Source organism: Thermogemmatispora carboxidivorans (assembly GCF_000702505.1).
In the GTDB taxonomy this organism is placed as follows: Bacteria; Chloroflexota; Ktedonobacteria; order Ktedonobacterales; family Ktedonobacteraceae; genus Thermogemmatispora; species Thermogemmatispora carboxidivorans.
Genome location: NZ_JNIM01000001.1, coordinates 1,033,596 through 1,055,771 on the forward strand (window position 1 = coordinate 1,033,596; position 22,176 = coordinate 1,055,771).

The 22,176-nt window shown below is 57.4% G+C and carries 22 protein-coding genes; 10 read left to right on the top strand and 12 right to left on the bottom strand.

Features of this window, described 5'->3' with window-relative positions; translation table 11 throughout:
* Positions 1 to 11: 11 nt before the first annotated feature.
* The 7 genes from N688_RS04050 to N688_RS22185 form a co-directional block, all read right to left on the bottom strand.
* Positions 12 to 1,178: a hypothetical protein gene (locus tag N688_RS04050; protein ID WP_052888085.1), complete on the bottom strand. Its 1,167-nt coding sequence runs from the start codon at positions 1,176 to 1,178 to the stop codon at positions 12 to 14.
* A gap of 128 nt (positions 1,179 to 1,306) precedes the next feature.
* The gene (locus tag N688_RS04055) at positions 1,307 to 1,903 is read right to left on the bottom strand and encodes a hypothetical protein (RefSeq protein ID WP_052888086.1); all 597 of its coding nucleotides are present in this window, start codon (positions 1,901 to 1,903) and stop codon (positions 1,307 to 1,309) included.
* 71 nt (positions 1,904 to 1,974) lie between these two features.
* On the bottom strand, positions 1,975 to 2,265 hold the full coding sequence (locus N688_RS04060) for a hypothetical protein (RefSeq protein ID WP_052888087.1): 291 nt from the start codon (positions 2,263 to 2,265) through the stop codon (positions 1,975 to 1,977).
* 75 nt (positions 2,266 to 2,340) lie between these two features.
* Positions 2,341 to 3,396, bottom strand: a complete 1,056-nt coding sequence (locus N688_RS04065) for a hypothetical protein (RefSeq protein WP_052888088.1) — start codon at positions 3,394 to 3,396, stop codon at positions 2,341 to 2,343.
* A gap of 21 nt (positions 3,397 to 3,417) precedes the next feature.
* The gene (locus N688_RS04070; protein WP_052888089.1) at positions 3,418 to 5,568 is read right to left on the bottom strand and encodes a phage major capsid protein; all 2,151 of its coding nucleotides are present in this window, start codon (positions 5,566 to 5,568) and stop codon (positions 3,418 to 3,420) included.
* Positions 5,558 to 6,040 (bottom strand): hypothetical protein, encoded by a 483-nt coding sequence (locus tag N688_RS04075; protein ID WP_052888090.1) that lies wholly within the window; start codon positions 6,038 to 6,040, stop codon positions 5,558 to 5,560. Before N688_RS04075 ends, N688_RS04070 begins: the two co-directional genes overlap by 11 nt.
* Positions 6,041 to 7,735: 1,695 nt before the next feature.
* Positions 7,736 to 9,772 carry a recombinase family protein gene (locus N688_RS22185; RefSeq protein WP_081838493.1) on the bottom strand — a complete coding sequence of 679 codons (2,037 nt, stop codon included), beginning with the start codon at positions 9,770 to 9,772 and terminating at the stop codon, positions 7,736 to 7,738.
* Between the two features lie 176 nt (positions 9,773 to 9,948).
* Between N688_RS22185 and N688_RS04090 the strand changes: the two genes are divergently transcribed.
* From N688_RS04090 to N688_RS23920, 9 genes are all read left to right on the top strand, one after another.
* On the top strand, positions 9,949 to 11,907 hold the full coding sequence (locus tag N688_RS04090; RefSeq protein WP_052888093.1) for an AfsR/SARP family transcriptional regulator: 1,959 nt from the start codon (positions 9,949 to 9,951) through the stop codon (positions 11,905 to 11,907).
* A gap of 354 nt (positions 11,908 to 12,261) precedes the next feature.
* Complete coding sequence (locus N688_RS04095) at positions 12,262 to 12,657, top strand: hypothetical protein (protein ID WP_052888094.1); 396 nt, start codon at positions 12,262 to 12,264, stop codon at positions 12,655 to 12,657.
* A 90-nt stretch (positions 12,658 to 12,747) separates the two neighbouring features.
* Positions 12,748 to 13,590 (top strand): class I SAM-dependent methyltransferase, encoded by an 843-nt coding sequence (locus N688_RS04100; protein ID WP_052888095.1) that lies wholly within the window; start codon positions 12,748 to 12,750, stop codon positions 13,588 to 13,590.
* Positions 13,591 to 13,610: 20 nt separating this feature from the next.
* Positions 13,611 to 13,940: a helix-turn-helix domain-containing protein gene (locus tag N688_RS23910; RefSeq protein WP_162179482.1), complete on the top strand. Its 330-nt coding sequence runs from the start codon at positions 13,611 to 13,613 to the stop codon at positions 13,938 to 13,940.
* On the top strand, positions 13,921 to 14,442 hold the full coding sequence (locus N688_RS04105; protein WP_156025282.1) for an NUDIX domain-containing protein: 522 nt from the start codon (positions 13,921 to 13,923) through the stop codon (positions 14,440 to 14,442). Before N688_RS23910 ends, N688_RS04105 begins: the two co-directional genes overlap by 20 nt.
* On the top strand, positions 14,439 to 14,846 hold the full coding sequence (locus N688_RS04110; protein WP_052888097.1) for a hypothetical protein: 408 nt from the start codon (positions 14,439 to 14,441) through the stop codon (positions 14,844 to 14,846). The genes N688_RS04105 and N688_RS04110 overlap by 4 nt, the downstream gene beginning before the upstream one ends.
* Positions 14,827 to 15,708, top strand: coding sequence for a class I SAM-dependent methyltransferase (locus N688_RS04115; RefSeq protein ID WP_052888098.1), 882 nt, complete (start codon positions 14,827 to 14,829; stop codon positions 15,706 to 15,708). Before N688_RS04110 ends, N688_RS04115 begins: the two co-directional genes overlap by 20 nt.
* Before the next feature lie 158 nt (positions 15,709 to 15,866).
* On the top strand, positions 15,867 to 16,061 hold the full coding sequence (locus tag N688_RS23915) for a phosphoadenosine phosphosulfate reductase domain-containing protein (RefSeq protein ID WP_081838494.1): 195 nt from the start codon (positions 15,867 to 15,869) through the stop codon (positions 16,059 to 16,061).
* Positions 16,062 to 16,189: 128 nt separating this feature from the next.
* Complete coding sequence (locus N688_RS23920) at positions 16,190 to 16,693, top strand: phosphoadenosine phosphosulfate reductase domain-containing protein (protein ID WP_420341011.1); 504 nt, start codon at positions 16,190 to 16,192, stop codon at positions 16,691 to 16,693.
* A gap of 378 nt (positions 16,694 to 17,071) precedes the next feature.
* On the opposite strand, the gene N688_RS04130 is transcribed toward N688_RS23920, so the two are convergent.
* Positions 17,072 to 17,830 (bottom strand): ParA family protein, encoded by a 759-nt coding sequence (locus tag N688_RS04130; RefSeq protein ID WP_052888101.1) that lies wholly within the window; start codon positions 17,828 to 17,830, stop codon positions 17,072 to 17,074.
* Positions 17,831 to 18,644: 814 nt separating this feature from the next.
* On the opposite strand from N688_RS04130, the gene N688_RS23925 reads away from it, so the two are divergent.
* Positions 18,645 to 18,899 (top strand): helix-turn-helix domain-containing protein, encoded by a 255-nt coding sequence (locus N688_RS23925; RefSeq protein ID WP_162179483.1) that lies wholly within the window; start codon positions 18,645 to 18,647, stop codon positions 18,897 to 18,899.
* A 1,004-nt stretch (positions 18,900 to 19,903) separates the two neighbouring features.
* On the opposite strand, the gene N688_RS04145 is transcribed toward N688_RS23925, so the two are convergent.
* The 4 genes from N688_RS04145 to N688_RS22655 all read right to left on the bottom strand — a co-directional run bounded on the left by N688_RS04145 (position 19,904) and on the right by N688_RS22655 (position 22,151).
* Entirely contained in the window at positions 19,904 to 20,887 is a 984-nt protein-coding gene (locus N688_RS04145) for a site-specific integrase (RefSeq protein WP_052888104.1), read from the bottom strand.
* Positions 20,881 to 21,264 carry a type II toxin-antitoxin system VapC family toxin gene (locus N688_RS04150; protein WP_081838495.1) on the bottom strand — a complete coding sequence of 128 codons (384 nt, stop codon included), beginning with the start codon at positions 21,262 to 21,264 and terminating at the stop codon, positions 20,881 to 20,883. Before N688_RS04150 ends, N688_RS04145 begins: the two co-directional genes overlap by 7 nt.
* The gene (locus tag N688_RS04155) at positions 21,257 to 21,529 is read right to left on the bottom strand and encodes an AbrB/MazE/SpoVT family DNA-binding domain-containing protein (RefSeq protein WP_081838496.1); all 273 of its coding nucleotides are present in this window, start codon (positions 21,527 to 21,529) and stop codon (positions 21,257 to 21,259) included. Before N688_RS04155 ends, N688_RS04150 begins: the two co-directional genes overlap by 8 nt.
* Positions 21,530 to 21,830: 301 nt before the next feature.
* Complete coding sequence (locus tag N688_RS22655; protein WP_156025284.1) at positions 21,831 to 22,151, bottom strand: hypothetical protein; 321 nt, start codon at positions 22,149 to 22,151, stop codon at positions 21,831 to 21,833.
* Positions 22,152 to 22,176: the final 25 nt, after the last annotated feature.

Below are 22,176 nucleotides of genomic sequence, written 5' to 3' on the forward strand. Positions count from 1 at the left end.
CGTAGCTACCGCTAGAGACGGGCCCAGCGAGCAGGGATATCGCCCCATTGCACGCGGGCAGCGCTGGCGAAGTCGCGTTGGTTGCGAATCTCCTGCAGGCGAGTCTCAAACTGGGATCGGCGGGCGGCGATCGCCTCTTGCCAGGCACGAGGAATCATGCTGTCATCGAGGTGGTCATGCAACTCGCCGTCCTGAAAGCTGAAGTTGTCGTTGGTGGGCACCTGATAGGCCTCCATAGCGTAGAGGCTGGCCCCCAGGACAATAAGATCGCGATGCAGCTCGGGCACAGTGCTGCCGCTGGCGTCGAGCTGATGTCTGGTGGCATAGAAGACGCGCATGACAAGGGTGTTGTCGCGGGGCAGCTCGGCGCTGGAGAGTTTAAGCGTAAAGCTCGGAGTCTGAGAGGCAAGCGGGCCCTGGCCGCTGCCGACATTTCCCTGGAGGCCAAGGTTGCCGCCTGCAGCCAGGGCGGTGCTGCTCTCGAACAGATTGGAATACTCGGCGAAATCGCGCTCTCGGGGAGGCCAGAGCATAACGCCGCTGGTATTCACAGTAGGCGCTGGCGGCCTGCCTGTCAGAAGGCTATCGGGTGCTGTGTCAAGGTAGCTCGTGGTGCTATTGTCTCCCAGAGTCGTCAGCAGCAGCAGAGTGCTGCCACCGACCTGCGTTCGGTAAAGGTTGCGCCCAATGACGCTGTTGAGGGCACTGCCAGGCAGGGCGGGCTGCGTCGGGCCAAGGGGGATATTGCTCAGGCTGACGCTACCATTGTTTGCCACCGAGACGCTCGTGACGGGGGAGGGAGTGGTCTCGCCGCCCTCACTCAGAAAGGTGACGGCGTACTGATAGAGGCCGGCGCTGAGTCCCCCGCCGCTGCCGGGACTGGCGCTCAGGCCGCCTGGTGGTGGCTGAAAGTAGCTGCCGTAAGCCTGTAGCGGGTAGATGATGCGTTCGATCCACCAGACGGGATAGGCTGGGTTCCACGGTTGTGGATAAGGATAGGTCCGCTGGTAGGGGCGGGTGTTCATATCGCAGTAGCCGATATTGGGATAATACTGACTGTAGCGGATGACGGCTTTGTCAATCGCACGCTCGAGGTCTGCGCTCGACCAGCGCTGATTAGGTCCTGCGGGATCGAAGAGATCAAGGCGCAGGGCATTTTCGATGTCCAGGAGATTCATCCCGTCTGCGATCCTCCTTGCTGCTGCTGTGCTACTGGGTGCTGAGCGGAGAGCTGCCCGCGCCACGCGCGAGGAAGACTGCAATGAGGTCTCCCTCGGCGTAGCGCGATGAGTAAAGCCCAAACGAGCTAGCTGATATAGCCGCAGGTGACAAGTGTGACGGTACAGGTTGCCCCTACGGCCCGGATGTCGATCTGTCCGTTGCTATCGAGCGGCAGGATGGCCTGGCCCTGCCAGCGCGCTGTTGTAGAGAGCAGGTCGCCGCAGGTAACTGTCTGGGCCAGATTGCCACCGTGGGGAGCAATATCCAGATGAGCTGGCTGGCTGCTGGCGCTAAAGGAGATCTTAGCCAGGGCGGCCAGTGCACCGAAGGGGATGCCGCTGCTCCCACCGACCAGGGTGAAGGTAGCCGTAGCTCCGTTGCTGATGGCGACGTTGGTGAGCTGCTGCACACCGCTCACCAGCGTCAAGCGGCCCGGTGGTGGCATGGGCAGGCCACTGAGGCCGTTAGCGTAGGTGGCAATCACTACGGCGTCCTGGGGATTATGTTCGTCGAAGAAGAGCACGGCGCACAAGGCTCCAACCAGGCCGCTGCTCCCGTCGAGGCTATTGGCCACCGGTACACCCTGGAGCATGTGGGAAGTGGCTTCAAAGAGTAAGACCGCAGCCTGGTATGTGCCTGGATTGAAGGCCTGGATAATGCCACGTCTGATGCTGACTCCCATAGCAAGTCTTTCTTCCCTCTTTCTGCGGCCAAGGGGCTGTAGCTGGCGCCTCATTCAGGTGGTCACGGCGGCTAGGCATCATTGGCTCCCTGGCCGGGCTGTGGTACCGCGTCGGGACTGCCGCAGGCATGGAAACTTGCCGCTGTGTAGCTTGTGCCCAGCAGAGCGTTAAGGGCCGCGGCAATGTTGGCAAAGGTCTGGCTACCCGAGGGATCAACACGGCAGAAAATGCCATCTTGGGGGAGTACTGCATCGCTGGTCGCCTGGAAAATGCACATAGTGCGCGGGTTGAAGTAGCTGCCCGCTGGTACTGTGCTACCGCCATTGTAGCGTCCATAGGCGAATTCGAGGATGTCCATCATGGCGTGGCTCTGTTTCTCCTTTCTCCTGCGTGGGATTGGTTGACTGTTGGTGGCGGCGCTTATGCTCAGCGCTAGCTAAAGTTCGAGCCATTTCAGAGCGGCGGCCCAGCTGTTGCTGCTTGTTGCCACATAGATGACGAGGCCGCTACCTGGTGGCAGGATGATCAGGGCGCCGTTGCTGAGGAAATCGATGGTGGTATTGGAGACGAGCAGCAGCGTATCAAGCTGGCTGCCTACAGGAGTGAGATTGCTATTGCTCATGCTGGCACTGGCCACACTGGCGGGGCTGCCGGGCTTGAGGTTGAGTGGTGTGAGGATGGTACCCAGGGCTGGGTCGCTGCTGGTCAGGTTGAGCTGGTGCCAGCTCGAAGCGGCCTCGGCTACACGCGCTGAGAAGACATGCAGGGTCTTGCCGGAACCGCTAGGGTTAAAGAGGCTCAGCCCGGTGGTTGCTGTAGCCGTGCTAGTCTGCTTACCGGTAGTGACACTATAGCCCTGGCCATTACTCAGCCACTCGTTGAACTGCTGACGTACGAAGACTGGATTGCTAACGCTGGGCGCAGCGCCGTTCCACTGGGCAATGTTGACCTGGGTCCGCCCAGCGCTATCGAGCAGGATAGGGGTGTCACCTGCGCTGCTGCTCTTGCCGTAGTTGGAGACGCGGAGTTCGTTGCTGCCGTCTAGTCCTGGCGTGGTGCCGCCGATCTGGGCGACGTTGATGGCCTGGTTGGGCACCAGCTGCAAACGCCCATTGCTATCGATGGCCAGTAGATTGCTACCGCTGCCATCGGCCAGTCTGACCTGTCCAATGAGATTGCCGCCAGCGGGAAGAGCTGGCAGGCTGTTGACAGTAACGATCTGGCGCCCGGCGCTGTCGAGCAGGATAGGGGTGTCGCCGGGAGCGCTGCTTTTGCCGTAGAGGCTGACCCCAAGCCGATTGGCGCCAGCGCCATCGGCCTGGGGGGCAACACCGTTCAGCTGGTTGAAATTGACGTTCTGCTCGGCAGCGGCGTTGAGCGTAGCAGTCGTTTTCAGATTGCCTTGGGCGTCGACTTGTAGAGCCTGGCCCAGGCCGGCGGGGTTCACGCCTCCGATCAGCAGCGAGCCATCGCCGTTGAGGTAGCCTGACATAGAGTCCTGCCTCCTCTCTGCTTAGATGCCACGATAGAGACCGCGGTAGTCGACGACGGCGCCACCGTATTCATGGCGGATCTTGTACGAAATGACGTCTTGAGTAAAGTTTAGTCCGTAGAGCGGCTGGTCCTGAATGAAGAGCACAGGGTTAACCTGGCCGCCGACGAAGCCGATTTCAATGGTATCGACTTCGCGTGGATCTGCCACCAGGAACCACTGGGTTGGGCTGCTGAGCTGGGGCGAGACAATGGGAGTGACGTAGCCCATCATGGGGTTAATGTCGTTGTTTGGCGAGCCGGGGATACCCGCCGAGCGCGTGGCGATCATCGCGGTCCATTCCAGCTCGGGAGGGACAACCAGGTAGCGCGGGCGCAGTCCGATTCGCTTGCCAGCAAAGTTGGTCTGTTCGCGCATAGCCGTGACCCCGGCCTGCATAGCAGCGGTCGAGAGGGCGGCGTTGCCGAGGTTGTTATGTGGATTGCCGGCTGTGAAGAGTGGGGAGCCGTCGTAGATGGTGGGGTTGCCCGAGAGGAAGCCGTAGACGAATTCGGCCAGGGTGTAGGCGGCGGCCACGGCCAGCTTGGTAGGGATCTGGCGAATGGCCATCAGGTCGTCATTGATGATGGTTTCGCGCGAGATGGTGACCAGATTGCCGCGCTTCATAGGAACGTAGGTGGCGGCGGTATCGGTCAGACTCAGCGTGGTGTAAGCGCTGTCTTCGGCCACCGTCGAGAGGCTGCCGAAGGCACCCAGGCGCACGCGCGTCTGTTGCTTGAAGTCTTTGATGGGCACAATAGTGCAGAATTTTTGCCACTCTGCGGGCCAGGCCTGGTAGTCCTTGAGAAGGCGCTTGTTCATAGAGGTGCCTAGCAAGTAGCTGAAGGAAGCGGTGGTTGTGTCGCCCTCGCTGATGCGCGTCAGGGGGGCATGCTCCCCGATGTGGATCTGGCCAAGCAAGCTACGCTCAGAGAAGCCGCTGACGCTTGGGTCGCCGGTGACGCGGGCGTAGGCTTCACGGATGCTGGTGAAGCCGCGGATGTTGCCCAGGCGACTGGTGTCAATCTCCAGTTCGAACATGCGATCAAAGGCCGCCTGGATTTTCTCGACCTCGGTAATTTGCTCCCCGATCTCTGGGCGAGCGTAACCGTGGTCGCGCACGAGACCGGTGGCGGCCAGTTCAGCAAGCATACGGCGTTGCTCGGCGATGGCCTCCTCTAGTTCGGCAGTCTCGAAGATGCGTCCCTCATAGCGGTGGCGAAGATGTTGCTTGACGACCTCGGGCAGGTGAACCTCCTGCAGACGTCGCTCCAGGGTGAGGCGGGCGCGCTCAAGGCGCAGCTCTTGCAGGGTGCTTTCAAGCGATGAAGTGGGTGAGGTGGCCTGCTCCTGCTCGCGGATAGAAGCAAGCTGGCTGAGCTGGCTTGGAAGGGTGCTGGCCTGGTGGGTGGTCGTGTTGATTGGGGAGATGCTCTCGCTCATAGAGTGACCTCTCTGGGGGGAAGCCGACGCGGCCCCTGAAGGGGTGTTGGCCTCTTGGGACGGATAACGATCCTGAAGAATGCGGCGGATAGAGCCACCAGCACTGGGACGAGTGACGATGTCACAGGAGTTCAGGGCACTGATGCTGATCACTTCGCGCAGCGGGCGAGAGCTATCCTGACTCTCGCGTAGCTGCCAGGTGCCGTAGATGTCGATCGAGAGACCGATCAGGCCCGGCTGGCCCAGAGCGCAGGCTTCGCGAATCAGGCGCCAAAGCCAGTCGGCGGATTCGAGGATGTGCAGAGTGGCGTCAACGCGCCCTTGCTCGCCGGCGGTAGGCGGCACATAGTGCGGAGCGCGGTAGAAGCCCACGATGTCGCGCACGGAGCGAGCAGCGCTCTCGCCGTCGCTGCGGGCATGGTCAACGTAGGCGTGAGCGTTGTCGAGCAGAGTGGCGAGGCGTTGAAGAATGGCCTCGCTGTAGTAGTAGCCATTGAGGCTGGCACCGCCGCGAATGACGGTTACCAGGACATCGCGGCGCTCATCCTGGGGAAAGATCTGCTCTTCACGAATAAAACCTTCGATGCGAATGTGCTCCTGGGGCTGAACGGAGCCGGCGCCGGCAACCGACTCTGTGCTGGCACAGTTTCGGTCGCCGAGATCGGGGGGGAAGGGTTGCTCAGCGATCACGGGGAACCTCCTGCCCTGCCCAGGAGCTTAACCTATCGCTCAGCGCTAGCAGCAGCGGTGCCAGATGGCGCAGGCGGTGGGTCATGCCGTCCTGGGTAGTGCGCGTCTCATTGTAGTCGAGCGTCGGGGGGAGTGCCTGGGCATCAACGCTGCGCTGGATGTGGGTTGCGCTCTCTGGGGCCAGCGTGGCCGGTGTTTCGCCCAGGGTTGGAGCTACCTCTGCCTGGCCCACAGCATGCTCGCCAGGGGGAAAGCGCAGGAGGTTGGGCGGGAGCAGAGGCTCCAGCAGGGTGGGCAGTGGTGGATCGGGCCGCTCGGTGGGGGGCAGATCCAGAGGGACGGATGCCGACGGCCCGAAAAGGAGCGCGGGCGGATCAGGCTGCTCTGGATCAGGAAGCGTCAGCGCAGGCAGGCCAGGTGGATCTGGCGCGAGCGAAGGGAGACGAAAAATGGGGAGTTGGTCTTCGGTCATGGAGGACCTCCTTCCTCGCCGGGTTGGGTTGGATAGACGGGACCACAGCAGAGAGGATGAGTGAATGAGCGGGTCGGGCGCTGCTCCGCCAGGCCAGAGCGGAGAGGCTCCAGCACACAGTCAGAAGAAGAAGTCAGCGATGCAGCCGCGAAGATGGGGTGAGCGCCGCTTTGCAGGCACAATCAAGAAAGGACAGATCATGGGTGGGCGCGAGAGGGCACACTCACCGCTGCCTTGCCGGGACGTGAAGGGGCACGCCGGAGGCCGTTTCGTGGTTGCATCGTGCGGTGGCAAGCTGGAAAAGCTTACCAAGTCACAAGTATAACTGAGGCTTCGAGAGAAGTCAAGCCTGTTCGTAGCTGGCTATTTCACTACTTGCCCCTCTCTCCTTGACAGGTTGCTTGCCATACTCTATACTTGGCTTAGCTGGCAGTTTGCCACCTGCCACATCCTCGCCTACTGCGCACGGCTCGGGCGACCGTCGTACTCGTGTCCCCTGGCCGTGTCGCATCTCCCCATCTGCCTCTGGAGGAGCAAGGCGCTCTGCCCTCTTACGCCGGCAGGTGCCTGTTATCCCTCATCGCTGCCTACGAGGAGGTTCCGCATGTCACCGCGCTTCTCTCTCCCTGGCTGGCTTCCCAAGAAACGTGCTGCTGCAAACCGCCACTCCGCTGCTGGTGAGGCCATCGCGGGAGAGGTCCCGACTCTTGACCGCATCAGCGAGCAGCTCAATCCCACCACCTTCGCCTCCAGCCCCACACAAGAAGACTGGTACTGGGGGCGGCTCGCCACGGGAGGGGAGGAAGATTACTTCTGGCGCCGTCTTTCGGATAACTGGTATCAAAAAGACCCTATTCCCTCGACCTACCTCGAACTTCACAACCAGTGTTATGAAGCCTACAATGCCAATCCTCTGGCCTTTGCCATCATCGAAATCACCACCAGCTTTGTCATGGGAAAAGGCGTCACGATTGCCGCCCGCGACCCGCGGGTACAGCGCGTCCTGCTTGAATTCTGGCACGATCCCGAGAACCACATGGAGACGCGGGTGTACTCCCTTTGTACCGAGCTGGCTCTCTACGGCGAACAGTTCATCCGTTTCTTCGTCAACCCCTACGACGGGCGCGTCACCATTCGCCAGATCGACCCCTCGCTCATCGATCAAGTCGAGACCGATCCCGACGACATCGAAAAGCCCTTGCGCTTCCATCGCCGTCCCATCGGTCCCTCTGCCAGTCTCCCGAGCGACGCTAGCCAGAGCAGCGCTCGCTCAACCAGCGCTCAGCCGGCATTCTCTCCCTCTGCTGCCGCTCTTGAGGGTCAGTGGCTCAAGGCTGGTGAGGAGGTTGTTCAGTTTACCATCAATAAGGTCTCCAGCGCTAAACGCGGCAAAAGCGACCTGGCCACTCTCTTGCCCTGGCTGCGTCGCTACAAGGACTGGCTGACCGATCGCGTGCGCATCAACAAGTACAAAGGGGCTTTCTTGTGGGATGTCCGTCTGCAGGGGGCCGATCGCAAGACCATTGAGCGCAAAAAGATGGAGTATAGCTATCCGCCAGAACCGGGCAGCGTGATCATCCACAACGAGGCCGAGACCTGGTCAGCCATCAAGCCGGAGATCAATGCCAACGAGGCTGCCGAGGACGGGCGGGCCCTCAAGCTGATGATCGCTGTTGGCGCACAGCTGCCCGAGCATTATCTTTCTGACGGCTGTAAACCTGTAAAAATGGGCGAGTACTGCACTTCTACCCTCGGTTCGATATTTTCCATCTCGCTTCTTGAGCGCGGGCAGGACTCTTCCAGGAAACGGTTCAGTTCGTCCCGGTGGATGAAGGGTAAAGAGATGTCTCGCGTCTGCGCCTTTACCTTCCCCCTTCTAATAGCCGTCGTCATTGAACCGTGTGATATTATTCTCAGTTTAGCAAGCTTATTCACGGTAAACCATTCTTCCTGATACTGGTCGAGATTCACAGTTCGCCGCTTTCCGCCGCGAACTGGAAGGTTTTCTAGGTAGCTAGCAAGCTCATCCCGGTGAATAACTGTCATCGGGACAGTTCGGATGCATGTAGCGAGTTTGCCCCTCTCTATGTTTATCCGTAATGTCCTTACTGGTATTCCGGCGAGTCTGGCTGCCTTTTTAATGGTGAGCCATTCCTGATCGGTCTCGATAACTGGTTTATGGACTTGCCTGCCTGAGTGGACATAGACCCGAACACCAAGTATATCCAGCGCATTGCGTTTTTCTGCGAATGTCGCCTCCTCGTACCTACCCCGCATGGAGGTCAGGAAACTCAGGAAGCCTATCGTGCTTTGCTGATAAATGCTCGACAATCTCACTATGTTGATGGAGCTTTGGTATTCCTCTTCATAGCGCGCAAGCTGCGCTTCCTTAGCACGTATATCACCGGCAATGAGATTGTAGTAGTAACTACCCTCCGGATGTTTATCGCATTCCTTCTTCGCAAACTGTATTTCTTCTTTCAATTGCTCTATAAGCACTTTTCCTTGCGTGTCTTCCAGAATATTCTGAAGCGCCCTCTCTACATTGAACTCTATCGTTGCCTGTATCGACTCCAGCCGCTCAAACACACGGCAGCACTCTTCCCAGACGAGCTGGTCAACTCTATCGGATCGGATAAGGGGGCGTTCAGGGCAGGCAACATATTTATTTCCGTCATTTATACAGCAGTAAAAAGGATAGAGATGAGTTTCTTTCGTTGTTTTCATAACTCTTGATACATAACGCCCATGCATGCGATATTGGCAGGTTTTACAATAGATATGTCCTTTAAGAAGAAAATCTTCTGGATTCCGGTGAGGATGGCTTTTATCGCTCCGATTATTTTTGAGCTTTATCTGGGCCAGCTCATAGACATCCACCGCCACAATCGCCGGGATACCCCCTGGAATGGTTTTCATATTTGGGTTCGGCTTTCTGGTTTTCGTTCCTTTATCCGTCATGACTGAAGTAGTTTTACAGATGCGCAAAATGCCTATATTCTCTGGGTCGGTAAGCAGTTTGCGTACCGTGGAAGCCCTCCAGACGGGCTTCCCTTTCGCATACCGCCCGTTGGCAGGCGGTGCTATGCCATCTTCTGTGAGCTTGTGAGCAATAGAGCGTAAGCTCATATCCTCATCTATAAACATTCTGAAAAGCGCCACGCGCAAAGCAGCTTTCTCTTTGTCAATAACATATTTTGTCTTTTTATCATCTTCCCATGCCCATCCATAAGGCGCTCGACCTGTTGCAACTGGGAGATTCTGCTCCAATCGCGTCTGCCAGTGTCGGTTCGCGTATTCCACAATCTTCTCGCGCTCGCTTTCCGCGCTCCAAGCTAGGATGGAACGAATGAGCTTGCCAGTAAGACTATTGTCGATATTCTCGCTGACGCTCACAATCTGAGCGCCTACGCTCTCAACTTCCTCAAAAATCATTGCGGAATGGACAAAATTGCGGGAGAAGCGGCGCAAGTCCCAGACAATGATCATATCGGCGAGGCCATCTCGGATCATCTGCCGCGCCAATGTTAATTTCTCACGCATGGAATAATGGATAAAGCCGCTCTTTGTCTCCTTTAATACCAGGATCACATCGATACCGTGCAGGGCAGCATATTGGCGGCATTTTGCTTCCTGATAGTCTAGGCTCTCGCCATCCTGTTCCTGTTTGTCGGTGCTGACCCGGCAATAAATGACAGCACGTTTGCGAATGGAGGTGGGTTCTAGTGGCATAGGTTTACCCTTTCTGTCTCACCCGTTCTCTCTTGATTACTATACCATATAGCCGGGGACCTCTGCCGCCTGTTTCTTGAGGAAAATCATCAGCTCGGATATAATGATGAAGAGGCATATTTCTTGAGATCGTTAGTCCCCAAGAGAACTAATGGTGCCCTTCGGAAAAGGGGGGAATGATGGAACTGGATCGGTTTTCTTCAGCGCAACTGCGGATACAGGTCTGGCTCTTTGGGGCATTCCAGGTCTGGAAACGCGAGGGGATTGACTGGCGAGAGGTGAGCCGCAAGGAATGGCACTACGATCGCGCAGCACGCAAGGTCTTTGTACGGCTCCTGGTCACGCGTGGCAGGCGTTTGGCCCGCAGCATTTTGGAGGATGATCTCTGGGGAGAGAGCAGTCAGCGCATCTATACTGCGGTGAACCGGCTCCGCAGTGTCATCGGGAAAGACATGCTCAAATCCTTGGATGGCGGATACGCCCTGGCAGGACAGGAGCAGATTTGGACCGACCTGGATGCTGTGCGAGATATCATGCGCCAGGTGAGGAGAAGAGAACCGCTTATCGTAGAGGAGGTGGTGCCACTGCTGGAGGAGGCGCAAGAGATTCTGGGAAGAGGCGAGCTGCTGGGAGAGGAGGATGGGACATGGGTACACGCGCTTCGCGCAGAGGTTGAGAACATGAAACGGCAAAGTGGGCGCTGGCTCGCACAGGCTTACATGCAGCAGGGGAAGTGGTGGCAGGCAAGGGAACAGTACCGGATGCTGGTGGAAGGGGACCCTGGGGATGAAGAAAGTCTGCGGGAGTGGCTCAGACTGTTGATGGAGGAGGGTGGCGAGCGGGAAGCGAGGAAATGTTATCAGAGGATAGCTCGGAGGGCGGAGGAGGAAGGGATCAAGATTGTCCCTTGGAAACAGCTTGGGCTGGTGGAACAGTCTGACCATATGCTACGATGTAAATATGCATTGGCGGTGCCGATCTCGCGGTCGCTGGCGAACCCCACAGCGGTGGCGGTAGCTGAACTGCCTACCGTTGGCAGCCACGTCTGCCTGGCGTTAGTCGTACAGCGTGCGGGCGATGAGGAAAGCTGGACCGGTGTACGGCAGCGGCTGCAGGAGGAATTAGAGATGCCTTTATCCAATAGTCAACATCACCTATCTCGGCGGCAGGCACTGGCCGCGATCGCGGCCCTGCCTTTGGCGGCGCTGACCAGCCGCGCACTTCCACCGGCGGAAGAGTTTCTGCCGCTATGCGCGGCGGCTAATGCAGCCTGCAACCATCTTATGAATAGCGATGGTCTGGACAAGGCTCATGCGGCTCTCTCTTGCTACCTGCCAGTATTGGAGCAACTGGCATACACTGGCAGTTCTTCATATCGGCCAGCCGCTGCCCGCCTTGCTGCTGAGGGGAAACGCATGGCAGGTTGTATAGAGACCCACCGGGGTGATTCGCAGGCCAAACTCCGCTTAAGCCTGGAGGCCGTGCGGTTGGCCGCTCTCAGCGGTGACCCTGGCGTGCAGGTAATGGCGTTGCGCGATCTGGCCCTGGCCTATTACTATGGCGGCCAGATTGAGCAGATGCGGGTTCACCTGCAACCCGCACTGGCGCTTCTCGATCGCGCAACGCCATTACTGCGAAGTGGCACACTGTTTCTCCAGGCGGCAGTGGAGGCCCGCCTCGGTCAGCCACAAACAGCCCTGCGACTGGTCGGGCAGGCGCAGGATCTCTTCTCCAGAAAAGCAGATGGCGAGCCGTTGCCGGACTTCCGCTTTGAGGAGGACAATGTGATCATGTGGACAGGGCGCGTGCACCTTCATCTTGCTGAGCGGGGTCGTCCATATACCTCCCAGGCCCGGAAAGTCTTCGAGCAATCATCTCGCGTGAAAGCCGTCATCCCGCCTCGCTTGCTGGCTGAAATTAATCTGGATATGGCCAGAACAGCCCTCATACAGCAGGATCTGTATGCTTTCAGCGCATTTCTGGAGGAGAGTATACACCTCGCCAACCGCCTAGGGAGCGTTAGCCTGCGCAGGGAGGCCAGAGCGATCTACCAGCAGGTGCGAACTGGACATCCCTGGTCTGCCGAGCGACCGATCAAGGAGATGAAGGACCTCTTTACAACTAGGAACATCTGAGGAAGCGCAAGGCGCGACATGGCCAGGCACGTGCACTCGAGTCAGACCTGTAGCAAGGGCAGCTCGGCACGACTGATATGCTGTGTCATGCCGCGCCCCCCGTTGTAGACCACAAGAGCCGGCCCTCTGCCTGTTCTGGCCTACGCTGAACAATTTCCCACCAGCACAGTTATCGCTTGTTGGCACTCAATCAGCCTCTGCATACTTCTCCTCACTGCCACAGGGCGCTGTTACCTGGAGCGCATACCGCCGCTTCATCCATTTGCTTTGAGAAACCTTTCAGAAATCTTCGAGAAAACATACATCGGGTTAGCAGATACTCTGATTGACTCTGTTACAGAGAGAGATATGGCGATGTCATTACTATCAGAGTTCAGCTGCTCTGGCTCGCAGATCAGCATACAAGAGGCTCTGGTCGGTACTCTTAGCACATGCTATCAGGACGAGTATGCTGCCGGAGCCTTACTCCGGGAGGCCCTCAACAGACTGGAACAAATTGAACATAGCGAAGCGCTGGCGCAAGCCGAGGAAGTGGTGCGGGAGGCGTGGGACAGCATCGAAACTGCGCTGGCCCATCTTGACCTGCTTCCTGCGGCGCAAGCATGGCAGCTTGTGCTGGCACCATTCTTCGTTGCTGGAGATCAACGGTCTGAAAGAAAGGAGAGCGCTTATGGCCACATCACTGCAGCCATTGCCACTGAGAGCAGACGACCGCTCGTCACAGATAAACCCGGTGGACGGACAGATTAAGCAGCACAATAACCATACTGCTTCCCGGCGGCCTGCAACACACACGCCTAGCCCCCCGCCTGTCCTCTGCGGTAGGGAGGTGAAGCAGCCATGATAAACTGGCTTGGCCGCTTATTTGGCGGCTCGTCCCGCGTATCCGGCATTACTGTTCCAGGCGTTGAGGAAACCTATGTCCTCCCACGTACGCGGGATGAGCAGAATCGCCTGGAGCTGCAACATTTTGCCCTGCGCCAATTGCTCGGCACCCACTTTCTGGCTCCTGTTCAAAACCCTCGCCAGATCCTCGACGTCGGTACAGGTACCGGCATCTGGGTCCGCGAGGTCGCTCGTCGCTGGCCTACAGCCCGCATCATCGCCCTCGACAGAGATCTCTCGCTCCTGCGGCCTCTCCCGGTAACGTGCCAGGCCATCAAGGCTGATTTGCTCAATGGCCTGCCGTTCCCAGAGCATTCTTTTGATTATATCCATCAGCGACTGCTGGTGGCAGCTATTCCCGTCACTGCCTGGCCGGGTGTGCTCGCTGATCTGTTGCGCGTCACCCGTTCCGGCGGGTGGCTTGAATTTGTCGAAGCGACCGGCGAGGTAGTCAAGGAGGGACCGTTGCATGCACAGGTTCGCGCCTGGTTTGAGGCGCTGGCCGGGAGAAAGGGCCTGCGAATGGAAGCGCCCCTGCTCTTGCCAGACTGGCTGCGAGCGCTGGACCTCGATCCTGTCGTGCGTCACTTCATAGCCCCCCTGGCTGGCAAGCATCACGGCGCTCCGCTCTTTCGCAAAGATCTACTTGCCTCCCTACAGAGCGTGGCCCCTGTTCTGGCCAGCGTTAACCAGGTTCCCTTGGAGAAAGTCCAGGAAACATTGGCGGCGCTGACCGCCGAATGGGAACACTACGGCACTGGCTGTGGCGGGGTGGCTGTTTGGGCGCGGAAACCATAAGAGAGGAGAGGTCCAGAATCATGGAAACGACAGACGTCCCCTGGCGGCTAGACTGGCTCAAGGAAACGGACTGGCTCGTGCTGCTACTCAAATCACAGGGCTGGAAGGCCAGCAGGATTGCCCAGGCCCTGGGAAGAAGCCGAAGCCGCGTCTACCAGAGATTAAGCCGCGCCCGGTTGGCGCTCAGGGCTATGGGATGCTCCTCTCAGGAACTGCTAGCGCGTGTCCCCTGGGATCGGTGTCCAGCATCTGCGCGAGAGCAACTGGCCCGCTTGCTGGAACGGCAGCAAACCGGGGGAGGAAGAGCTGCACTGGAAAGAGGGGAACGTTATGCCGATACGAAAGCATGATGCCCACTGGGCAGTAGCTGTTGACCTGATGCTGGTGGATGAGGGCCGAAGCCGTATTGCGCTCATCCGGCGCGAAAATGAGAATGTGCTCGCGCTTGTGGGAGAGAAACTTCAATGGAATGAAACTGGGGCAATGGGGTTCCGCCGCGCCTTTTACGAGGAGCTGGGAATCATCGACATGATGGATGCAGGTATTAAAAGTTGGAGGCTGGCGGGCCTCTTTGGATTGCATGTCCCGGATCGCGATCCGCGTTTCCTGCAAGGGGACGATGGAACAGAGAAAGCCCAAATACTTTCGCTTGTTTATTTGATCGAGGCCGACCTGGATAGGCTCCAGAAAGCAGCCCGTCCAGGCAGCAGTGTGGTAGCCCTGGAAATGGTCGGGCTGGATCACCTTCCGCCGCTTTTTCTGGACCACTCGTCCATCATCAGGCAGGTGTTGCAGGCGGAGCAGGAAGGCCGGTTGCCTTTGCTGCCTGATGGCGAAGAGTATATCATATGATGATTGAATCTATGTTGCCGCATGAACTACTGGGAGCGTTAGAGATCCTGGCTGCGCAGCCACGCCAGGATACACCGGCGTTCTTCTGGCTCCGTATCGATGGCACAACACTGGCAACGTTGCAACGCGAGCTGCAGGCTTGTTGCCAGCGCTACCGACTCCCCTGGCTCTGGCTGTCAGGCGGCGCTCCGGGATCGGGGACGATTCTGTCTCCTCTTGGGGCTGGAGCCGTATGGCGATTGATCTTTGGCACGGGGCCGTTTTTCATCGTTCTGCAGGTGGAGGTCAGTGAAGAACTGCACAAGGCTGTTTCCCTATTGCAGCAGCCTGGGCGGATTTTACTCATCCTAAACACTACATCAGGAAACAGGAAAGGAGAATACGATGTCAGATCCGGGAGATGAGCGCACTAACACCTATGTGGTAAACGCCGAGGATGTAGCAGAACTGGCCCGCCTGATGCAACAGGACCGCCTGCTCACCGATAATATGGGGGGGGTGCTCCCCGAAAAGGAGGTGGAGCTGCCAGAGCGGAGCCGGGTGCTTGATCTGGCCTGCGGCCCTGGCGGCTGGGTGCTGGAGATGGCTTTTGCCTACCCCAAATCTGAGATTATTGGTGTTGATATTAGCCCGCAGGTTATTGACCATGCCCGCACCCAGGCGTGGTCGCGCGGCCTAGAGAACGCCCATTTCCGGGTAATGAACGTCATGCGGCCCCTTGACTTTCCTGATGCCTCCTTCGACCTGATCAATGGGCGGCTGATGTGCGCTTTCATGTTACCCAGTGCCTGGCCGAAACTGCTGGCCGAATGCCGGCGTCTTCTCAAACCTGGCGGTGTCATCCGGCTGACAGAGACAGAACCACCGCTTAGTACCAGCCCGGCATTTGAACGGCTGATGGAGCTTGGTTCTCAGGCGCTCAAACGCGCTGGCCAAAGTTTCTCGCCCGATGGCCGCCACATTGGCATCACCCCAGTGCTGCCGCGTCTGGTGCGCCAGGCCGGCTTTATGGATGTGCACCTTCGCGCGAGCGCCATTGAGTGGTCGATGGGAACAGAAGCATACTACCCCGTCTTCAAAGACTACCTGGTCGGCCTGAACCAGATCCAACCTTTCCTTATAAGGATGGGCGTGGTAGGTAAAGAGGAAGTGGAGCAACTCTGCCAGTTGGCTGTAGCTGAGATGCAGCAGGAGGAATTCTGTGCCATCTGGACGCTGCTGACCGTCTGGGGCAGGTGTCCGGCATCTGAGCGTCAGGACGCCTAGATACCTAAACGTCCTGACGCTCAAGCTCCTGACTGTTCAGATACTGGAGAGTTGACAAACTGCGAAGGATCGGTAGCATATAAGCGCGAAAAGCGTTTTTTTGCAGGAGCCAGAGGGCAGGCCCGAATGGGCCTGCCTCAATTATTTTCTTGAAGGGTATGGAGACACTCCGGGTCGTTTCAGTGTCTGGGGGCAAAGATTCGACGGCGGTTTACTGCTGGGCGATCCGGGAGTTCGGTCGGGATGGATTCCAGGCGGTTTTCGCCGACACAGGCCATGAGCACCCGGTGACGCTTAACTATCTGAGAAATCTCCCGAAAATGATGGAGGGGGGGGTAAAATCACCTGGGTGAAGGCGAATTTCGCCGACCAGGTAAGACGCAAAGGCAAGGAACCATCTGGCAACCCATTCCTTGACCTTATGCTCTGGAAAGGCCGCGCTCCAAGCTCAAAAGCGCAGTTCTGCACTGAGCACTTAAAGATGGCCCCGATCCGCGCCTGGATAGAGTCCATCAGAGGCGATAGCGAGGTGTATCTTTACACAGGAATCCGTGCGGGGGAGTCGCGGCGCAGGGCCGGGATGCTGGAGAGGGAGTTTTCCGAGTACTACGACGCCTGGGTGTATCGGCCTATCCTTCGGTGGTCAGAGCAGGACGTGTTTGATTTCCTAAAAAGCGTTAGCATCCCGCCAAATCCGCTCTATGAGGCAGGATTTACACGGGTTGGGTGCTTTCCCTGCATCCACGCGCGTAAGAGCGAGCTGGCCAGGCTGTCGGACTCCGCCTGGGAGAAGCTTAAGGCGTGGGAAAGCAGGGTAGGGAGCACATGGTTTCCGCCAGGTTTGGTGCCCGGCCAGCACATTACGACCATCAGCGCTGCACGCGCTTGGTGTAAAACGAAAAGAGGGGGGAGGGAATTAGATCCTGCCGCTCCCGATGCGAAGGACGTTCCTTCCTGCCTGTCCACCTGGGGGGTCTGCGAATAGCAGTTCCCAAGGCGCTGCTATTCGCCAGGCCCCCAATGTTCGGATACCCAGAACCATGATCTAGGATTTGCGCCTTGTCCTGTAATCCGCCAGCGCCTCCGCAATAATCTCGCTGATCTCCCTGTCGGAAGCTGCTGCTGTTACGCGCAGCCATGTTCTCAGTTCAGGAGGAAGGTAGCAGGTCTGCCTCTGCCAATCCGGGTGCTTGGAGGTCTGGGCGTTTGAACGTCTAGGCTCCTGGTCCTCTGGACGTTCAGGCGTCTGGGCGTCCAAGCCGCCAGACGCCTGAACGTCCAGATGCTCAGGTTGTTTACCGCCCAGCTTTCCGAGCTGGGCAGCGCGTTCTAGAGGGTTGCCTATACGGGACCTGTCGGGCATTTACGCTGTTACCTCCTCCGGCACCAGCAAGCTCGCCAGTGCCATGAAATCAGCGGCGGCGTTACTCCTGGGGTCATATTCAAAAACCGTCTGTCCGAGGCTCTGTGCTTTTGAGACAGTGCCATCGGTGCGGACAGGATGTAAAATCCGCTCTCCGAAATGCTCTTTAAGGGAATCATGATATTCCTTGGTCATGGCATAACGTTTGTCCAGGCGGAAGGGAACAATGCCGATCAGGTCAACTTCATGGTCAAGGCCTGTCAGCGTGTCGCCCAGCTTATTGATCATGTCAATCAAGCCCTCGACCGCATAAGGCTCCAGCAGGCAGGGAACAATCATTGCATCGCTGGCAAGAAGGGCTGCCTCCGTGATGCTGCTCAGGCTGGGGCTGTGGTCAAACAGAATGAAGTCATAATCCTGGTGGCGAGCGACTGCATTCTTGAGGGTTCCGTAGGCACGCATACCTGTCATAAGGATATGCTTTGCGGCTTCCTGCAGATCGCCGCTGGCCGGGAGCACGTCAAGATTTTCACGCGCGGGACGGATAGCGTCATTGAAGGATGCCTTCCCCTGTAATACCTCGGTCAGGGTAGGAGCGGCGCGAGCGCCCTCCGGCAAGAGGGAAGAAGAATTGCCCTGCCGATCACAATCCACGAGTAGAACCTTTGCCCCGCGCATGGTGAGCGCAAAGGAAAGATTGGTGGCGAGGGATGTCTTGCCGACACCACCCTTGAAGTTCAGGATGGAAATTGTCTTCATTCTGGTCCTTTCTGGACGTCCAGATGGTTGGACGTCTGGGAACTTGAGCGTCTGGACGCCCAACCATCTGGACGTCCATATAAGACTCAGTGTACTTCAACTGTCAATGTTTATGTGACCAGCTCGGTAAACGGCTTCCGCCGGGCGAGGCGCTGAGATGCGAAGCGCCTGCGCGACCAGAGCGGTTACCATTTTTTTCTTTCCCGCTGCCTTCCGGCTGGCTTGGCAAATGCTCAGGTGCCTAGGTTTCTGGCTACTGAGTATCCAGGAAAGGAGGGGTCCCGGATCGCTGCTACGGAAGCGCCTCCCGCAGCTTGATTTCCAGTACCGGATATACAATGCAAGCTCTTTCTCCCCGAATGGACAGCGGTAACAGGTAACCACCCGATACCGGAAAGTGCTATATGGTTAGCGGCTGTGACCACCGGAGTTTTTCAGACGGCTGGCGCGGGGAGGTATGGGGCGAGGTGGAGATGACTCCATCAGATCCCTGCCTATCACAGGGCCTTTGCCAGGATTTGGGATGAAGGTAGGCACTACTATCCCGTCTTTATTCACTCGGTCCTCTATCGTGCCCCACACTTCGTCTGGGCTTGTGCCGGGCGGAGGCGGGCGAGTCACAGTGTATTCCATGCCGCCAGACAGCTCTGACTGTTCATAGCCCGCCTGCTGCGCCTGATCGCCGCCCGCCTGTCGATCGCGCTTAAAAATTCTTTCGATAAATCCCCTGATGTCTGCCATGCCCATATTCTTCATATTGCATTTATCCAAGTATTAGTTAATGAATGATTAACATGTCTGTGACATGATATATATGAAAAAGTTATTAAAAGATATCAATAAGCATATCGGAAGAAAGCTGAGGGAAAGGCGTCTGTCGCTCCGCCTGAGCCAGAGGGAGCTGGCAGCAGCGATTGCCGTCACATTCCAGCAAGTCCAAAAATATGAAACAGGCACTAACTCCATGAGTCCTGAGCGGATTTACAGAAGCGCGATGCTGCTCCAAGTATCACCAGGCTGGTTCTTCGAGGGATTCGAGAAACCAGGGCATCATGATGGTGTGAGGTAATCAGGGCCAACGAAGAAACGGAACCTTCTGAGAATCATGCTCATCTATGTCCTCCCTCAAGCCCGCCATCTTCCATCTGGGACTAAACGAAATTCAAGGCATCGCCCTAATCAACAACCTTTTCCTTGAGGGGGCTTTTGAACCGCAACATCTGTAGAACAGCGTCCACCTCGTAGGTGGCGACTTCGGCGAAGATAGCGCGACGCCAAGCAAGATTTTTTAACACATATACGAGGTGATGAGACAAGCTGGAGCTTACGACGACCATAAGGGCTTTAATCCAGCGCTTCCGTTCGGCCAGCTATTCTCTTCTCTGACGAGCGCCTGGCTGACTCTCAGGACGTAGAAGACCTTCTCATCTATTGGAGCCAGTCATCCTTCGGGAGGAAACCCCACCAGGAGCAGCACGAGCTTCCTGAACAGAGAAGCCTGCGGGCCAAACGCCTGCCACGCGTGACCAGGATAACGCTACCGCGTTAGGGGTCATCGATCCTATTTACAGCGGCCTCCGCTCCTACAATGAAACCTGGATTCTCGGCGCTCCACGCCAGGCTATGCTTGACCGGCTGGGAACCGCAAAGTTCTCCCTTGATAGCGGAGTTGTTCCAGGCGAAACAAAGGTGCTGGCCGGGCACCAAACCTGGCGGAAACGCACTCACAAGATATGCTGGCATTGGTCAGCAATTCTTTAGATCAGGGTGATGCATAAGCGTAGCAGATAAGGGACGCTATATTGCTCCACTGTACACTCCCTTTTGTGTTCGTGGACACTAACACCCCGGTGTAGGGATAGATAGTGTCCACTAAAGCAAGTGGACGCTTAGCATCTCACCGGCCTGCTGTCCTGCGGTCGAGACTAAACGCTTACTGAGAAGCAGAGTAAAATCATATTCAGCTCGTGAGCGGTCAACCATCTGTGCTTCGCCAAGCGCTTCTTGCGCCAGCGCTGCTCAATACCCCTCGGCCTGCGCGACTAGGCCGGTTACCGCCTCTACCAGGCTAATCTACAGCCCCACCTTCGCCGAGGCGTTCTCAGTAAATAGCGATCCCTCGCGGATATAGCCGCGCAGGGTGGGTAAATGCTTGTGGCCGCTCTGTTTCATGATTATCCGTTCGGGCACTCCCGCTTTGGCGGCGGCGGTGATGAGACCGGAGCGCAGTGAATGCCCGGAAAACCTCTCTGGATCGAACCCCGCAGCCTTTACACGGCTCTTGACAATGTTGGCAATCGTCCGGTCCGAAATTGACGTGCCTATCTGCAGCTGAGTGCAGCGCCCGACCGCGCGGAACGCCTGGCCGTCCACAATTCCCGTCGAGGCGAGCCAGGCTCTCCATGCGCGTACTGGGCATGTCCTTTCATCGCTACCGAACGGAATGCCCTTGACGATGCCCTGGCCTTCCTGGTCGGTCTTGGACTGACGCAGCAGGATACGCAGGCCATCCTCGGTTTCAGTGAGGTCAGCCAAGCGTAGCTCGGCAAGCTCTGAACGGCGGAAAGCTCCGGCAAAGCCAATCAGCAGCAATGCGCGATCACGCACATCAATGAGGGAGCCGGTGAGCGGTTCCACGATGCGGGCTATCACGCTGGTCACGGCAGGCATAACCTTGCGCACCCCCTGGGCAGGCGCGTGAGTTCTCCTAATGCCCTGCATGATAAGCCTGACGGTCGCTGATCTGGTAGGTGTTTCATGGCCCGCAGCCGCATGCTGCTGGCTGATGGAGGCGAGACGGCGCTGCACTGTGGCAACCTTGCGCCTGGCCGCGAGGTCAACGAGATACGCGGCAACGGTTTCAGGAGAAGCGGGGAGGGGGGGAAGACTGTGAGCTTGGCACCAGGTGGTGAAGTCGCGTAAGTCGGCCTGATAGGCTCTCCAAGTGCTTGCCGCTTTGGAGTTGTGAGCATAGGCCGCAATCTGCTCTTTCACCTGAAGCAGATATTCAGGGGTAAAGGTGACGAGGTGGCGCGAGCACCCTTCGTTCATTAGCATATCACCAGGATATTGACGCCAATTTGCAGCTCCGCCCAGCCGCGATCTGCCGTCATGACGGGCAATGCTCTAGTAAGGGCAAGGGCCAAGCAACAGCGATCACCGAGGGATAGCCCTAGTGAGCGTGTGATCGGGCGCAAGCCCGCAGCGAGTTCCGCCTGCTGCTCGTCAAACGCAATAATGGGCAATTGCAAACCTCGCAGCAGGGCTTTCGCTGCCTCAAATCCTTTGGGTACTTCCGCTGCTTTCACTAGCACCTCCGAGAAGCTCACAGCAGAAATCGCCGCCCCAGCTAACGCGGATTGCACTTTGTCATTACCAGGTTCCCGCCGAAGCAGGGCCATTAAGGCGGAAGCATCGAGCACGACCTTACTCACGGCTGGCTTCCTCCCGGCGCTCGCGGATCAGTTCCTCTGAAAGCGGCATGTCTAGCGGGGCAAGGGTGGCAAAGAAATCCTGCGCTTCACGAAGGGCCTGCTCCTGAGTCTTTACCTGCAAGCCATCAGGCTGCTCAATGAGGATGACCTGATCACCCGTATGGATGTGCTGGCGTGACCGTACCTCAGCGGGGAGTACGATACGGCCCGACATATCTACTTTAGAGCGGTAGACACGAGGGTGTTGCCTTTCTGAAATCTGCATGGGATGTTTTTATTGTTCGGTTGCCTATGGGTTATCCTACCAATCTCATGCAATAACGTCAAACCATATTTTTAGGGCATGATGATTAGCATTTGCCCTAATATGAGAAATCTGGTAAACATCCCTTTCCTACGGCCTGAATGCTTCCGATAATAGAAGGTTATCGGAAGTATGGCAGGGGAGAGTATGAATTAATATTACTTGACACGCAATCCATCGGAAGTAATATGAAGGGCGGCTTTTTTTTGAAGGCAAGAGGCAGGCCCCTCCGGGCCTGCCTTGACTGAAAGTTGTTTGATGGTTATCGGGTTTTCGACGAAGAGCGGGGCTTTGGTGTTGGGGATGGGGCACCATTAAGCACCTCCTGTAACGCTCCCACATCTTCCGACACGGCGACAAATGCATCCGACACGCCTGCTTTCTTTACATCTGGGCCGAGCTGGCTTTGCAGGAGCGCTAGATCGGAGGACAGTTTTTTTGCTATGTCCCGCACGCCATCAAGCTGCGGATTGATCAGCTCCCCCGCCGCCAGCCCTCCGAGACTACCAGCAGCCGCACCAACCCCAATCGCTTTTATCGCCACCCTTCTTGATATTTTGTCGCCATTTACTTTGCTTTTCATATAAAACATCTTTTATCTATTTATA

Coding starts and splice junctions, on each gene's coding strand:
- N688_RS22655 (WP_156025284.1), bottom strand. CDS start 22,151: ATGAAAAGCAAAGTAAATGGCGACAAAATATCAAGAAGGGTGGCGATA.
- N688_RS04115 (WP_052888098.1), top strand. CDS start 14,827: ATGTCAGATCCGGGAGATGAGCGCACTAACACCTATGTGGTAAACGCC.
- N688_RS04060 (WP_052888087.1), bottom strand. CDS start 2,265: ATGATGGACATCCTCGAATTCGCCTATGGACGCTACAATGGCGGTAGC.
- N688_RS22185 (WP_081838493.1), bottom strand. CDS start 9,772: ATGCCACTAGAACCCACCTCCATTCGCAAACGTGCTGTCATTTATTGC.
- N688_RS04090 (WP_052888093.1), top strand. CDS start 9,949: ATGATGGAACTGGATCGGTTTTCTTCAGCGCAACTGCGGATACAGGTC.
- N688_RS04130 (WP_052888101.1), bottom strand. CDS start 17,830: ATGAAGACAATTTCCATCCTGAACTTCAAGGGTGGTGTCGGCAAGACA.
- N688_RS23915 (WP_081838494.1), top strand. CDS start 15,867: ATGGAGACACTCCGGGTCGTTTCAGTGTCTGGGGGCAAAGATTCGACG.
- N688_RS04145 (WP_052888104.1), bottom strand. CDS start 20,887: ATGCTAATGAACGAAGGGTGCTCGCGCCACCTCGTCACCTTTACCCCT.
- N688_RS04095 (WP_052888094.1), top strand. CDS start 12,262: ATGTCATTACTATCAGAGTTCAGCTGCTCTGGCTCGCAGATCAGCATA.
- N688_RS04075 (WP_052888090.1), bottom strand. CDS start 6,040: ATGACCGAAGACCAACTCCCCATTTTTCGTCTCCCTTCGCTCGCGCCA.
- N688_RS04050 (WP_052888085.1), bottom strand. CDS start 1,178: ATGAATCTCCTGGACATCGAAAATGCCCTGCGCCTTGATCTCTTCGAT.
- N688_RS23920 (WP_420341011.1), top strand. CDS start 16,190: ATGGCCCCGATCCGCGCCTGGATAGAGTCCATCAGAGGCGATAGCGAG.
- N688_RS04065 (WP_052888088.1), bottom strand. CDS start 3,396: ATGTCAGGCTACCTCAACGGCGATGGCTCGCTGCTGATCGGAGGCGTG.
- N688_RS04105 (WP_156025282.1), top strand. CDS start 13,921: ATGCCGATACGAAAGCATGATGCCCACTGGGCAGTAGCTGTTGACCTG.
- N688_RS04055 (WP_052888086.1), bottom strand. CDS start 1,903: ATGGGAGTCAGCATCAGACGTGGCATTATCCAGGCCTTCAATCCAGGC.
- N688_RS23910 (WP_162179482.1), top strand. CDS start 13,611: ATGGAAACGACAGACGTCCCCTGGCGGCTAGACTGGCTCAAGGAAACG.
- N688_RS04155 (WP_081838496.1), bottom strand. CDS start 21,529: ATGCAGATTTCAGAAAGGCAACACCCTCGTGTCTACCGCTCTAAAGTA.
- N688_RS04100 (WP_052888095.1), top strand. CDS start 12,748: ATGATAAACTGGCTTGGCCGCTTATTTGGCGGCTCGTCCCGCGTATCC.
- N688_RS23925 (WP_162179483.1), top strand. CDS start 18,645: ATGAAAAAGTTATTAAAAGATATCAATAAGCATATCGGAAGAAAGCTG.
- N688_RS04110 (WP_052888097.1), top strand. CDS start 14,439: ATGATGATTGAATCTATGTTGCCGCATGAACTACTGGGAGCGTTAGAG.